The organism is Micromonospora sp. NPDC049101 (assembly GCF_040648675.1).
Classification (GTDB): Bacteria; Actinomycetota; Actinomycetes; order Mycobacteriales; family Micromonosporaceae; genus Micromonospora.
Genome location: NZ_JBEZED010000012.1, coordinates 59,517 through 72,944 on the forward strand (window position 1 = coordinate 59,517; position 13,428 = coordinate 72,944).

Here is a 13,428-nt window from a genome sequence, read left to right on the forward strand (position 1 = left end):
GCCTTCCTACAACTCGAACGTGGCCAGGTGGATCTGCCGTCGGGGCACGCCGGCCCTGCGCAGCGCGCGCACCGACTGTTCCACCAGGCCGGGTGGCCCACACAGGTAGACGTCGCGCCGGGCCACGTCGGGCACCAGTTGACGCAACCCGTCCGGGCTCATCAGTTGACGGGGGCCGGGGTCGTCGCGGGACCCGATGACGTACCAGAGCGAGGTGTCGCGCTCCTGCGCCAGCCAGTCCAGCTCACGGCTGAGCAGCACGTCGGCGGGGGTGCGGGCCCGGTAGATCAGGGCCGCGCCTGGCGGCAACTCCTCCAGCATCGCCCGGATCGGCGTGATGCCGCTGCCGCCCGCGATCAGCAGGGCCCGCTCGCGGACCCGGTGCGCGGCCGTGAAGGTGCCCGAGGGGCCCTCGGCCCAGACCCGGGTGCCTGCGGTCAGGTCCCGCAGGTCCCCGGTGTGCGCGCCGACGACCTTGACGGTGAGTCGTAACCAGCGACCGTTCGCGGCGGCGGAGACGGAGAACGGGTGCGACTGCCACCAGCAGCCCCTGGTGAGGAAGCGCCAGCGAAAGTACTGGCCGCCGAGCATCGCCAGCCGGCCGAGCCGTTCGCCGGTGAGGTAGATGGAGATGGTGTCGGGACTCTCGGCGACCACGTCGGCGACCCGCAGTTTGTAGCGCAGGTTGAACGCCAGCGGCGCGAGCACCCGACCCCAGAGCAGGGCGGCGACCACCAGCACGTAGAGCGCGATCCAGCCGGTGCGGACCGGACCGGGCTTGTAGAGCTGCGCGCCGTGGGTGAACTGGTGGCCGAAGCCGAGCAGCAGGATCAGGTAGCTGGACAGGTGCAGCAGGTGCCACAGCTCGTAGGGCAGCGCCCGGCGGATCGCCCGGATGCTGCTGAGCCCGACAAGCATCATGATCCCGGCGGCGACGAACGCCGACACCATGTCCTCGTAGTCGCCGAGCAGCGTGCCGACCTCGGCGAGGAGCGACTGGTTCCGCAGGTCGGCGTAGCCGACGATGATCAGCGACAGGTGCGCCAGCACGGCGACCAGCAGGGTGGCGCCGACGTCGCGGTGCCAGCGGGCCATCTGCTCGCCGCCGATCCACCGTTCCAGCACCGGCAGCCGGCTCATCATCAGCACCTGCACCAGCAGCAGGTAGCCGGCGATCAGACCGCTGATCCGGCCCGCCGCGGTGACGGTGGACGCGGTGCTGCGCAACGAACCGGCGGGGGTGCCCAGCCACCACGGCAGCACGCTGGCGAGCAGGCCGACCAGGAGCAACAGGCCGAGCAGCCGCCGGCCGCCGGGTCCGCGCCGGTCCGGGATCTGCGGGGGTACGGGCGCAGCCGACCGGCCGCCGTGCCGGGACGAGGTCCCGGTACGACGGCCGGCGGCGTGGGTGTGCGAATGCGTCACGCGTACAGCTTCATCGGGGCGTACTTCTGGCGGGGGAAGACCTTCTCGACCTCCGCGTTGGTGAGCCCGAACCGGCCCTGGGCCACCGCGCCGTACACGTTGAACATGTTGTTGTACTCCGGCACGTCACCGGAGTCCAGCTTGTCCAGACCGTTCCAGTCGCCGAGCAGCGAGCCGGCCAGCTTCTTGCCGGAGAGGATCGTGACCACCCCACCGTGCCCGTGGTCGGTGCCGCCGGTGTTGGAGCCGACCCGGCGGCCGAACTCGCTGGACACCATGATCGTCACGTCGGCGGCCTGCGGGCCGAGGTCGGTGAAGAAGGCCGCCATCGCGCTGGCCAGCTCGTTCAGCCGGCGGTGCAGCTGGCCGCCGGCGGCGGTGCCCTGGTTCTCGTGGGTGTCGTAGCCGCCCATCCCGACGGTGGCGACCCGGACGTTCGCGCCGCCCTTGATCAGCTGGGCGAGTTGCTTGAACGAGTTGCCGACGCCCTCGTACTTGACGCCCTCGGCCGGCTCGTACGGCTTGGCGGCCAACTGCTGGGCGGTGGCCAACGCGCCCATGCCCTCCTGCACGGCCTCCTCGACCGGGTGGTTGATCCCGGTGAAGAGCCCCTTGATGGCGGCCTCGGTGGCGGCCCGGTACTTCTGGTCGCCGTTGAGCCGCAGCGATCCCACGTTGTTCAGCGACAGCGCGCCGTTGGTGCCCACGAGTGAGCGGGGCAGGGTGCTGCCGATGCCGACGCTGCGGAACGCGGTGCCCTTGCCCAGGTGGTCGACCAGACCGTCGAGCCAGCCCCGGCCGCCGGTCTCGTTGGGCAGGCCACCCAGGTTGCAGGCGTCCGCGGCCTGGAAGTGGCTGCGCGACAGCCGCGGGTCCGAGGTCCCCGGGACGAAGGCCAGTTGGCCGGCCGCGAGCCACTTCTCCAACGGCTTGAACGCGCTGGTCAGCTTGAAGCCACGGTCCAGGGCCAGCGAGTCGTTGCCGAGCAGCAGGTCGGGGCGGGCCTTGGCGAGCACCGGCTCGTTGTCCGGCGCGACCAGGCTCAGCCCGTCCAGGCCGCCGTAGAGGAAGACGTGGATCAGGGTGCCGGTCGGGGTCGCCGCGAACGACGCCGACGTGGTGACGAACTGGGCGGTGGCCAGGGCGGTGGCGGTGGCCGCGGCACCCACGACGAAGGTCCGCCGGGTGACGCCACGACCGTCCTGCTGGGCCTCCTCCAGGTTCTCCAGAGTGCGGTAGCGGTCGGCCTCGGCGGCGTTCTCGGCGGCGACGATGTCCGCCTCCGCGCGCAGCAACGCCTCGGCCGGGTTGTCGGCCAGCCGTCGCACGTCGGGGCATTCGGGGTGCAGGGGGAAAGAGTTGTACACAGTCTTCTCCATCGGGTGCCTCACCGGAGGTGGTGCTGGGGGGAAGCGAGGATCGCCCGCGCGACGGCGGTGATGGCCCCGTTGAACGTGGCGTCCACCTTGGCAGTCGCCGGCACACCGGCCACACCGAGGATGAGGGTCTTCTCCCGCGTGCTCAGCAGCTGACCCACCAGCCGCTGGGAGAGCGCGTCCACGTACGCCCCGGCGGTGGCCGGCGGCTTGGCGATCAACTTCTCGGGCGCCGTGTACGTGAAGGTGGTGCGGAAGCCACCGATGATCTCGCCCGCCTCGTTCCAGCCGTTGACCATGGTGCCGGCCGACGTCCAGGCGACGTAGACATCCGGGTAGCCGTCCGGGGTGGGCTGACCCATCGGGAACTGGCCCAGCTCGCGCAGCTTGTCGTGGATCTGCCGCAGGCCCCGGGCGTACGGGGTGCGCTTGTTGTCGCCGTTGTTGTGCTTCGGCGACGGGTCCGGTGAGACGCCCAGGGTGCGGTACGTGGCGACCAGGTACTCCATCGGCCGGCGCACCTTCTGGCCCACGCCGGCCCAGAACTCCGAGGAGCTGAACAGCGCCATCAACACCGGCTTGATCAGGCCGTTGTTGGTGGTGTACGTCTTGGCCAGCCGGTCCACCAGGGACTTCGGCGGGGTGTCCGAGACGAACCGGGTCGCCAGGCTCTGCGCGACGTACTTCGCCGTCGACGGGTGCAGCGCGATGTAGGCGATGTACGCGTCGATCGCCGCGTCGGCCTTCTTCGGGTCCAGCGAGTCGTTGGCGTGGGTGAAGCCGAGGATCTTCACCTTGCCGACGTAGTGCTGTTCCGGCTTGAAGACGTACTTGCCGTCCCGGTCGATACCGCGACCGGTCTGCAGCATGGCCGCCTGCCGGACGTCCTGCTCCTCGTAGCCACCGTCGACGCCGACCGAGTAGAGCTCGAGGTTCTCCCGGGCGAGGTTCTCGTTGATCGCGTCCTTGCGGGAGTCCTTCTGGTTCAGGTAGATCAGCAGCGCGGGGTGCTTGTTCGCGGCGACCAGCATCTCCGGGTAGCTGCTCAGCGCGTACTTGCGCACGACGTCCTGGTCGAACGAGTTGCGGTAGACCTCGCCGCCGTCGAAGTCGGCCGCGACGTGCAGGAAGTCGTTCCAGAAGTCGACCATCACCTCGAACAGTTGGCGCTTGGACCAGATCTGCCGCGCGATGGTGGCGTCGACCATCTCCCGCTCCGGCTGGGCGCCCTGCTCGTTGAGCTGGTCCCGCTGGGTGCGCAACTGCTGCGGGTCGAGCTTCAGGGTGGGCAGTTCGGAGAGCTTCAGCTCGGCCTTGCTCGGCTCGATCTTGTCCGGCTCCAACTGGGCGCGGATCCAGGCGTCGATGCCCTGGCTCTTGATGTCGGCGATCACCGCGGGCGTGGGCCCGAAGGTGGCGCGCCGGGCCAGGTGCAGGATCGGGTCCTTGGACAGCACCGTCTTGACCGTCACCTTGGTCGCCGCCGCGGCGGCGGCCGGGCCGGGCAGGGTCCGTCCACTTGTCGGCGCGTTCTTCTTCAGCGCCTCACCGGCCCGAGAGCCCATGTAGCTCTCGTTCTGCTCGGTGTACGTCCGCACCGTGCTGGGCTGCTGGCCACTGGGCCGCGCCGCGGTGCCGTCGGTCACCGTGCTGCCGGTCGCGTCGCCGGCCGCTGCCGCCTCGTCGCCGAAGAGGCCACGGAACTGCGGGGTCATGGCGATCGCCGCGCCACCGGCGACGACGGCGGCGGTGCCGCCGAGGGCGACCATGGCCTTGCGCCGGCCGACCTTGCGGCCCGGGTCGTCGTCATCGTCGAGGGCGGGCAGTCCGGCACCGGCCGGTCGCGCCGGTGCCGGCCGGCCGAGACCCTCCGGGCCGACCCACTGCGGTCCGCGCGGGCCGGGGGCCGGGTGTCCGGCGTGGGCGTAACCGTCGCCGTACTGCTCGCGCGGGTCGGCCTGGGCGGGGTAGCCGCCCTGGTAGGGGTGGGGCGAGTCGTACCCGTACGGCGCGGGCGTGTGGGGGTCGCCGTAGCCGTCCGCGCTGTGGTGCTGGCGTCCGTCCCAACCGCGGTCGTCCCGCGGTCGACGTGGTGGCACATTCTGGTCGGCCATGTACCAATCCCGATTTCTGATGAGCGCCGAGAACTGCGACCGGCAGGTGCGGCAGGTGCGGCGACTGTTGCCTGAGGGGGTTGCTACGGCAAGGTAGCCAAGCCCTCAGGTGCCTTCAAGGTGGGCCGAACACCCGCAGGAGGGCACTTAAGACAGCGCTCAGCGCGTCGTCGGGATCGGGCGGCGGGCCGGAGTCGAGCGCGGACCCTCCCAGCAGGGCGTACGTGCGGCAGCCGGGCACAGATCGGACCGCTCCGCCGGAGGCGACACGTTCCGCGCCGCCCATCACCACAGACAAACTTAAGGTTTGGGTAAGCCGGACATGAGGTTCACTCGCGTGGCGGAAAAGTAGCAGCAGCGGGTGGGCGTGAGCCGCCGTCACGGCGGGTATGCCGCCGAACCGCTGAACGCGTGAGGGGAAGGCAGCGCCATGCTCAGCAAAGAGGATCAGCGCAGGTTCGACCAGATCACCCGTCAGCTCCGGGAGAGTGACCCGGCCTTCTTCAACCGGCTGGACCACCGGGCCCGGGCCCGCAGGGGCCGCTACCTGATGTTGTTGACCATCGTGCTGTGGGCGTCGCTGCCAGCGATAGCCGTGTTCGCCGGCCGGTTGACCGGCGCGATCTGCGCGGTGGTGCTCGTGGCGAACGCCGCGATCATGTGGCGGTTCCGCCGCCGGTGGACGTGACGGCTCACCGGTCGGCCGGGCCGAAGGCCCGGTACGCACGACGCAGACGTTCCAGCAGCCCCGGCCCGCCGATGGCCGGAGCTGGCGCTCCGAGCTGGCGCAGCAGGAGGTCGGGGCCGGTCGCCAGTCGGGGTGGCCGATCGGGCAGCGGCACGGACGGCATCCAGAACCGGTCCGCCGATTCGGCCAGCGGCGTCGCCGGCAGCCCGGCGAGCGCGCGGGCCGCGCCGACCGGTGCCACGACGTCCACGGTCGACTCCGATCCGTCCGGCTCGGACGGTGGGCCGGCCGGTGCGGGTGGCAGGGCGGCGCCGGTGGCCTCGACGCGCCGGGCGCGCAGCTCGTCGAGCAGCTGGGCGCGGGATCGGCCGCGCCAGTGCAGCAACTCGAACGGGTCCGCGTCGAACGCCTCGGCCAGCAGGTAGAACGTCGCCGCGAGGTGCTTGCACGGCACCGCGAAGTCGGGGCAGTTGCACCGCTGGGTCAGCTCGTCGACGGCGGCGGGGAAGAGCGGCGCGCCAGCGGCGACGAACAGCTCCTCCAACTCGTCGGGCAGGTCCCCGGCGAGCAGCCGGGCGCTGAAGAACGCCTGGCCGGCCAGCTCCGCCTCGATCCGGGACCAGAGTGCGGCCGGGAACGGCTTCAGCGCGATCGACACCTGGTACGGCTGCGGGCGCGAGCCCTGCACCACCGCGCTGACCCGCCCCGGTGCGATGTCGAGCGTGAGCACCTGACCGGCCCGCGCGTACGACCGGCCACGGGTCAGCCGGGTGCCGAGCGCGAAGGACTCCAGCACCTCCAGGAAACGTCGCGACCACCAGGAACTGCCGATCGCGCCCCGGGCGCTGCGCGCCCGCAGACCCCCGTCGACCTTGCGGGGGCGCCCGTAGTCGGCGAACCGGTCGGTACTCGGCTGGCTCACTCCAGCGCTCCGCTGCGCTCCGCGCCGGGGTGAGGCACCACGCTGTGCCTGATGGTTCGCACACTCCGCTCGCTCACTCCACCACCGCCCCGGCCTCCAGGGCGAACAGGTCACGCAACTGGCCGGTGGACAACTCGGTGATCCACTGCTCGCCGGTGCCGACCACCCGCTCGGCGAGGTTGCGCTTGTCCGCGATCAACGCGGCCACCTTCTCCTCCACCGTGCCGGCGCAGACGAACTTGCGGACCTGCACCCGCCGACGCTGACCGATGCGGAACGCCCGATCGGTGGCCTGGTCCTCCACCGCCGGGTTCCACCACCGGTCCACGTGCACCACGTGGTTGGCGGCGGTCAGGGTGAGCCCGGTGCCACCGGCCTTGAGGGAGAGGACGAACAGCGGCGGACCGTCCGCCGACTGGAAGCGCTGCACCATCGCGTCCCGTTCGGCCTTGCCGAGGCCGCCGTGCAGGAACAACACCTCCCGGCCGAACCGCGCCGACAGGTGACCCCGCAACATCGCACCGAACTCGGCGTACTGGGTGAACAGCAGCGCCCGCTCCCCCGCCGCCAGCACCTCCTCCAGGATCTCGGTCAGTCGGGCCAGCTTGCCGGAGCGGCCCTCCAACGCCGAGCCGTCGCGCAGCAGTTGGGCCGGGTGGTTGCAGACCTGCTTGAGTCGGGTCATGGTGGCCAGCACCAGGCCGCGCCGCTCGATGCCGTCGCTGGTCTCGATCCGGGCCAGCATGTCGTCGACCACCACCCGGTACAGGGCGGCCTGTTCCGCGGTGAGGTTGCAGACCACCTCCATCTCCAGCTTCTCCGGCAGGTCCGAGATGATCGACGAGTCGGTCTTGAGGCGGCGCAACACGAACGGCCCGGTGATCCGGCGCAACCGCTCGGCGGCCTCGACGTCGCCGTTGCGCTCGATCGGCTCGGCGAACCGCTTACGGAACGTCGCCGCCGGCCCCAGCAGACCCGGGTTGGCGAACTGCATGATCGACCACAGGTCGGCGAGCCGGTTCTCCACCGGCGTACCGGTCACCGCCACCCGCTGCCGGGCGGGCAGCGCGCGGACCGCCTCGGCCTGCCGGGTCGACGCGTTCTTGATCGCCTGCGCCTCGTCCACCACCACCCGGTGCCAGTCGATGCCAGCCAGGTCGACGGCGTCGCGGGCGGCCACCGAGTAGGTGGTGAGAACCAGGTCCGCACCGTGCGCGGCCGCGGTGAACTCCGCCCCCCGCGCGCGCTCCGCGCCATGGTGTACGTGCACCCGAAGCGTCGGCGTGAACCGTGCCGCCTCCCGCTGCCAGTTGCCGACCAGCGACATCGGACAGACCAGCAGCGTCGGCCCGGCGTCCGGTGGATCCCCGGCGAGCAGCGCGAGCAACTGCACGGTCTTGCCCAGCCCCATGTCGTCGGCGAGCACGCCACCCAGGCCGAGCGAGCGCAGGAAGGCAAGCCAGGCCAGTCCGCGCTGTTGGTACGGCCGCAGCGTCCCCTGGAAACCCGGCGGCGCGTCCAGCGGGGTGAGCCGGCGCTCGACCGCCCCGGCGAGCAGGTCGCCAAGTGCTCCGTCGGCGGTCACCTCCAGCACCGGCAGCGCCCCGGTGGCCTCGCCGTCGGCCAGCCCGAGGCGGAGCAGGTCGGCGACGCTCAGCTCACCCGCCGAGCGGAGCAGACGCAGACCGGCGGCGAGCCGCCCCGGGTCGAGTTCGACCCACCGACCGCGCAGCCGCACCAGCGGGGTCTTCATCTCGGCCAATGCCGCCAGCTCCTCGGCGGACAACGGCTGGTCACCGAGGGCGATCTCCCAGCGGTAGTCGACCAGGGCGTCCAGGCCGACACCTGCTTCGGTGCCACCGACAGTGCCCGGCGCGGTGCGGCTGCGGGCCCGCAGCCGAGCGCCGAGCCGCGCCGACCGGCGCTGCCACCACGAGGGCAACAGCACCCCGAAGCCGGCCGCGTGCAGCACCGGGGCACCCTCGCTGAGGAATCGGTGCGCCCCCTCGACATCCAGGTCCATCGCCTCGGGAGCGGCGGTGCGCAGCGCGGCGTCCAGGTCCGGCCAGAGCCGGCTGGCCCGACCCAGCTCGGCCAGCAGCGTCTCCTGCGGGCTGCTCGTGCGACCGGCCAGGCCGCCGAGCGTCTGCGGCGCCCGCCAGACCTGCCCGGCGTCGACGTGCAGACCGGGCTCGTCCGCCGACTGCAACCCGAACTCCAGCCGCCACCGACCGCCACCGACCGACTCCACCGGCACGATGTCGGCCGGTGCCGGGCGGGTGACCAGGATGGGTTCGGTGATCTCGTCGGGGGCTGGCTCCACCAACCGGAAACTGGCCCGCACCGGGCCGCCAGCGGCGTCCCGCTGCCAGACGTCCAGCTCGTCGCGCAGCGTGGCCAACGCCAGGGGATCGACGGTGAAGTCACGCCGAGGGCCGGCGAGTGCGGCCAACCAGGCCGGTGCCGGGCCGCCCGGCCGCAGTCCCCGGGCCAGCGTGGTGGTCGCCAGAGCAGCCCGCGCGGCGGCGTCGGTCAACGCGTCGAGCGCGTCCGCGACCAGCGCGGCGGCCGTCAGCTCAACCCCACCCAGCTCGGCCGAGGTCGGGGTGGGCGGCACGGCGGCGGCTCGGGTGGCCGGCGGCAGGGCCAACGCCAGTGATCGCGCCCAGCCGGCGTCGGTGCCGGTCAACAGCGGCCGCCAGACCGCACGCGCCGACACCTGCGCAGAACCGCCCGACGAAGCCCCCGCCGCCATGCCCCCGGCCGGCGCGGCGTCCGCCACCGCCCGGCCCGCCGACGCGGCGACGCCGGGGAGCACCCGGCCCCGGGTTACCAGATCGGCGGCGAAGTCGGCCAACTCGGCGAGGTGGCGCAGGGTGGCTCCGGGCACCGCCGGGAGGTCGTCCAGGGCGCGTAGCAGCGGCAGCGCGTCGTCTGGGGCGTACACCAGAACGGGGACCCGCCACCCGGCCAGGGTGAGCCGGCCGCGGGCCGGGGGTGCGACGGCGGTCCGGATCAGCTCGGGTGAGTCGGTGGGCGTGCCGGCCCGGGTGGGCAGGGTCAGCAGCGCGGTGTCCGGGCGGGTCGGCTCGGCGACGTCGCCGAGGACGGCGGCCAGGTCGGCGTGCCCGGCGGCGAAGGGGTGCGGGCGCTCCCGGGGCGGCCGGCCGGGACGGGTCGACGCTGGTGGCGCGACGCTGTCCTCGGCCCAGACGGCGAGGCCGCCGGTCGAGCCGTCGCAGGGCTTCCACAGCCCGTGGATGACCAGCACCTGCTCCCCCTCGTCGCCGCCCGCGCCCAGGATATGCGGCCCCGCTGGGCGATCACGCGCCCCACCGGCCCAGGCACGAACTCAACGAAGATCAGGTTCAGATCGCGCCGGACTCGCCGTCGGTCAACTCGCGCAGGATGTCGGCATGGCCGGCGTGTCGGGCCGTCTCCTCGATCAGGTGCACCAGGATCCAGCGCAGCGACACCTCGCCGAGTTGCGGGTGCGGCACCACGTGGTCGAGGTCGAAACGCGCGGCGATCGAACGGGACCGGGCGCAGGCCCGCTCGTACGCCTCGGTCAGCCCGGCGACGGTGTCCTGGTCGCCGAGGGTGAAGCTCGCCACCGCGTCCTCCGCCGAGGTGAGGTAGACGTCGCCCGGCTCGGGAGCCAGCAGGGTCGGGAACCAGTTCCGCTCGACCAGGGTCAGGTGTTTGACCAGCCCGGCGAGCGTGGTCGCCGAGGGCACCAGGCGTCGGCTGGCGTCGGCGTCGGAGAGACCGCGCACCTTGCGCAGCAGCACGCCACGGTGGAAGTCGAGAAACGAGTCCAGTACGGCGCGCTCGTCGCCGGTGCGGGCGAGCACCGGACCGAGCGTCGGATCGATCGTCTGCTCCATCCGCCGACCCTAGCCACGGGCCGGGTCGCCCGCTGCCCCGCTATCGCTGCGGGCGGGCGACACGACGGGCAGGATGGGCGCATGGCTTCATCCGTGCGAATCCTTCTCGTCGGCGGCTCGGCGGACGGGCAGACCATCACCGTCGAACTGGACAGCAACGGCCGTCCACCGCTGACCCACCATCACCTCGGCTCGGGTGGGCTGGCGGGGGCACAGATCTACGAGCTGGAGACCGCCCACGACGAGGCCAGCGAGTGGCGCTACCGGTGGACCGGCCCCGCGGTCTGAGCGCCCACTCAGACCCGGGTCAGGGCCTGGCTGCGCAGGCCCTCCAACACGCCGCGGGTGACCTCCGAGGTGCCCCGCGCCTGCTCGCACACCTCCGCCACCCGGCGGGCGGTGGCCTCGGCGCGTTGCTCCCGCTCGTCCCACAGCCTGTCGACCTCGGCCAACAGTGGCCCCTCGACCTCCCGCTCCACGCCGCGCAGGGCCGGCACGCCGAGCCGCTGGGCCAGGTCGAAGACCTTGCCGGCGTACGGCAGGGGCAGGAACGGTGTGCCGACCATCGCCGCGAAGATCAGGAAGTGCAGGCGCATGCCGACGGCCAGGTCGAAGTGCCGCATCAGCCCGAGTACCTGCTGTGGAGAGTAGGTGCCGTGCAGGATTCGCCCCCGATCGGCGGCGACCATGTGGGAGAGCACCCCGTGGGCGTGCCGGATGTCGTCGCGCTCCATCGGCACGAACAGCACGTACGCGTCGATCCGGTGCACCAGGAAGTCACCGATCTGGGCCAGCAGCCGGTGGTAGCCGTCCACGTCCAGCCGCTCGGCGGCCCGCCCCGGCTCCCGCACGCTGATCCCGACCAGCCGCTTACCGACCGGCACGCCCTCCTCGGCGAGCAGGTGCGCCGGGAAGTCCTCGGGCTGGAGGAGGAAGGCCGGGTCGGCGGTGACCGTGATCGGGTTGAGCAGGCCGGCCTCCTCCAGCACCATCCGGGACTCCTGGTCCCGGACCGTCACCTGGGTCGCGCCGGAGAGCGTTTCCCGGACCATGCCGGTGTCCACCCCGTCGCTGAGCGGCCCGACCCCCACCGCGTACGTGATCAGGGGCAGGCCACGCTCCTGGGCGACCCGGACCACCCGCAGGTAGCGGCGGGCCTCCCGGTCGTAGAGGATGCCGCCGCCGCCCAGGATGAGCAGATCGAGCTGGGCCAGGACCAGGGCGGAGTCGGTACGGCTGACGCCCTCCCAGGGCACCGCCTCGACATCCGGATGGGCGGCCCGGGTGTGCTCCGGGTTACGGGAGAAGACAATGATCCGGGCGTTTGGTTCCTGCGTGCGCAGATCGGTGAGCAGGCCGGTGAGGATCGCCTCGTCGCCGAGATTTCGCCCACCGTACGAGCCGAGCACACCGATGGTCAGTCCGGCGCCATGCGTCATCCGTCGCTCCTCCCCAGGTGCAGTCCGCGCCGGTTTCCCGCTGGGCAGGTGAACAGTCCTGCCGGGGGGACCGTCCTGGGTCACTCCCGGCTCAACTCGCCGCGGTGATCCGCTTCGCCATCTGCTGCGAGGTGACCTCGAAGCCCAGACTCCGGTAGAGCCCGATCGCCACGACGTTCGTACCGAAGACGTTCAGACCCAACTCGGGCACGTTGAGCTGGGCGAGTTCGACCTCGATGAGCTGGATCATCCGGCGTGCGTAGCCGCGTCCCCGGTGCTCCGGATGCACCTCAATGTTGTGGATCCAGGCCTGGCGCGGGGCGGTCGCCGCCGGCAGGGTCACCCAGATCCAGCCGATCTCGGTGTCGTCGACCCGGCCCAGCCGCAGCAGCGCCCCCTCGGTCGCCGCGCCCGCCGGCAGCGACTCCCGGATCTGGCTGACCGACCGTTCGAGGGCCGCCTCCGGGGTCAACCCCCGGTTCACGACCAGGTCCTCCGCGTACCCCTGCTCCAACTCCCCGAGCAGCCGGGTCAGGTCCTGCTCGGTCATCGGTGTCAACGTCAACTCCACCGAATCCTCCCCTCTGTCGTCGCCGGTGAAGAGTGCAGCAGATCAGACCTGGGCGCGCCACCGGGTTCGGTCGCGCACGGGCGCGGGTTTCGGACCTGGGGGTGGGAACGAGGGGTCCGATTGCCGCCAGACGGGCAGTCGGCGCGGCTACATGATCGTTTGCATGATGACACTCAACGACAGGGTCGCCCTGGTGACCGGGGGCTCTCGCGGCATCGGGGCCGGCATCGCCCTGCGCCTGGCCCAGGACGGCGCCGACGTGGCGCTGACCTACCGGCAGGACGCGGAGCGGGCCGCGACAGTGGTGAAACAGATCGAGGCGCTGGGCCGGCGGGCGCTGGCCATCCAGGCCGACGGTGCCGACCCGAGCGCCGTGCGGGGCGCGGTCGACCGGGTGGCCGCCGACCTGGGTCGGCTGGACATCCTGGTGAACAACGCGGCGGTCTTCCTGGTCGGTGCCATGGACGAACTCGGCCCGGCGGAGCTGGAGCAGACCATCGCGGTGAACATCCGGGCACCGTACGTCGCCGTGCAGGCGGCGCTGCGGCACCTGGGCGAAGGCGGACGGATCATCAGCATCGGCAGCAACGTCGGTGAACGGGCCGTCTTCCCCGGGCTGACGCTCTACTGCATGAGCAAGACCGCGCTCGTCGGGTTGACCCGGGGCCTGGCCCGCGAGCTGGGCCCACGGAACATCACCGTCAACCTGGTCAACCCCGGGCCGACCGACACGGACGCCAATCCGGCGGACGGCCCGAACGCGGCGGCCATCAGGGGATTCACCGCCGTCGGCCGCTACGCTCGCCCCGCCGACATCGCGGCCACCGTCGCGCACCTGGCCAGCCCCGAGGCCGGGTACGTGACAGGTGCGGTGCTCAATGTGGACGGCGGCTTCACCAGCTGAGGACCCCGGGCGGCGTCGGATGGCGCCGCGACGCCGCCCAACCTCAACCACAACACCGTTGCGTTAGGGCTGTAGCCAGCGGGTCAACCCGGGACAGGAAGT

At 72.1% G+C, this 13,428-nt stretch carries 11 protein-coding genes; 3 read left to right on the forward strand and 8 right to left on the reverse strand.

Annotated elements, in window-relative coordinates; all coding sequences use genetic code 11:
- Nucleotides 1-6 precede the first annotated feature (6 nt).
- From AB0B57_RS18245 to AB0B57_RS18255, 3 genes are read right to left on the reverse strand one after another with little or no spacing between them, the layout of a single operon-like run.
- Complete coding sequence (locus AB0B57_RS18245) at nt 7-1,425, reverse strand: ferredoxin reductase family protein (RefSeq protein WP_357070565.1); 1,419 nt, start codon at nt 1,423-1,425, stop codon at nt 7-9.
- A complete protein-coding gene (locus tag AB0B57_RS18250) occupies nt 1,422-2,804 on the reverse strand; it encodes a DUF1501 domain-containing protein (protein WP_357070568.1) in 1,383 nt (460 codons plus the stop codon). Before AB0B57_RS18250 ends, AB0B57_RS18245 begins: the two co-directional genes overlap by 4 nt.
- 8 nt (nt 2,805-2,812) lie before the next feature.
- The gene (locus tag AB0B57_RS18255; RefSeq protein WP_357070571.1) at nt 2,813-4,915 is read right to left on the reverse strand and encodes a DUF1800 domain-containing protein; all 2,103 of its coding nucleotides are present in this window, start codon (nt 4,913-4,915) and stop codon (nt 2,813-2,815) included.
- 430 nt (nt 4,916-5,345) lie between these two features.
- Here AB0B57_RS18255 and AB0B57_RS18260 point away from each other — a divergent pair, with 430 nt between their 5' ends.
- Nucleotides 5,346-5,603, forward strand: coding sequence for a DUF3040 domain-containing protein (locus AB0B57_RS18260; RefSeq protein WP_091409372.1), 258 nt, complete (start codon nt 5,346-5,348; stop codon nt 5,601-5,603).
- 4 nt (nt 5,604-5,607) lie between these two features.
- On the opposite strand, the gene AB0B57_RS18265 is transcribed toward AB0B57_RS18260, so the two are convergent.
- From AB0B57_RS18265 to AB0B57_RS18275, 3 genes are all read right to left on the reverse strand, one after another.
- Nucleotides 5,608-6,525, reverse strand: a complete 918-nt coding sequence (locus tag AB0B57_RS18265; protein WP_357070574.1) for an SWIM zinc finger family protein — start codon at nt 6,523-6,525, stop codon at nt 5,608-5,610.
- Between the two features lie 73 nt (nt 6,526-6,598).
- Nucleotides 6,599-9,796: a DEAD/DEAH box helicase gene (locus tag AB0B57_RS18270; RefSeq protein ID WP_357070577.1), complete on the reverse strand. Its 3,198-nt coding sequence runs from the start codon at nt 9,794-9,796 to the stop codon at nt 6,599-6,601.
- Nucleotides 9,797-9,893: 97 nt separating this feature from the next.
- Nucleotides 9,894-10,412 (reverse strand): DinB family protein, encoded by a 519-nt coding sequence (locus AB0B57_RS18275; RefSeq protein ID WP_357070580.1) that lies wholly within the window; start codon nt 10,410-10,412, stop codon nt 9,894-9,896.
- 81 nt (nt 10,413-10,493) lie between these two features.
- Between AB0B57_RS18275 and AB0B57_RS18280 the strand changes: the two genes are divergently transcribed.
- Nucleotides 10,494-10,700: a hypothetical protein gene (locus AB0B57_RS18280; RefSeq protein WP_357070583.1), complete on the forward strand. Its 207-nt coding sequence runs from the start codon at nt 10,494-10,496 to the stop codon at nt 10,698-10,700.
- An 8-nt stretch (nt 10,701-10,708) separates the two neighbouring features.
- Here the strand turns inward: AB0B57_RS18280 and AB0B57_RS18285 are convergent, their stop codons facing one another.
- Together AB0B57_RS18285 and AB0B57_RS18290 are read right to left on the reverse strand one after the other, a co-directional pair.
- Nucleotides 10,709-11,851: a polysaccharide pyruvyl transferase family protein gene (locus AB0B57_RS18285; RefSeq protein WP_357070586.1), complete on the reverse strand. Its 1,143-nt coding sequence runs from the start codon at nt 11,849-11,851 to the stop codon at nt 10,709-10,711.
- A 91-nt stretch (nt 11,852-11,942) separates the two neighbouring features.
- The gene (locus AB0B57_RS18290; protein ID WP_357070589.1) at nt 11,943-12,422 is read right to left on the reverse strand and encodes a GNAT family N-acetyltransferase; all 480 of its coding nucleotides are present in this window, start codon (nt 12,420-12,422) and stop codon (nt 11,943-11,945) included.
- A gap of 163 nt (nt 12,423-12,585) precedes the next feature.
- Here AB0B57_RS18290 and AB0B57_RS18295 point away from each other — a divergent pair, with 163 nt between their 5' ends.
- Complete coding sequence (locus AB0B57_RS18295) at nt 12,586-13,326, forward strand: 3-oxoacyl-ACP reductase family protein (RefSeq protein ID WP_357070592.1); 741 nt, start codon at nt 12,586-12,588, stop codon at nt 13,324-13,326.
- Nucleotides 13,327-13,428 lie beyond the last annotated feature (102 nt).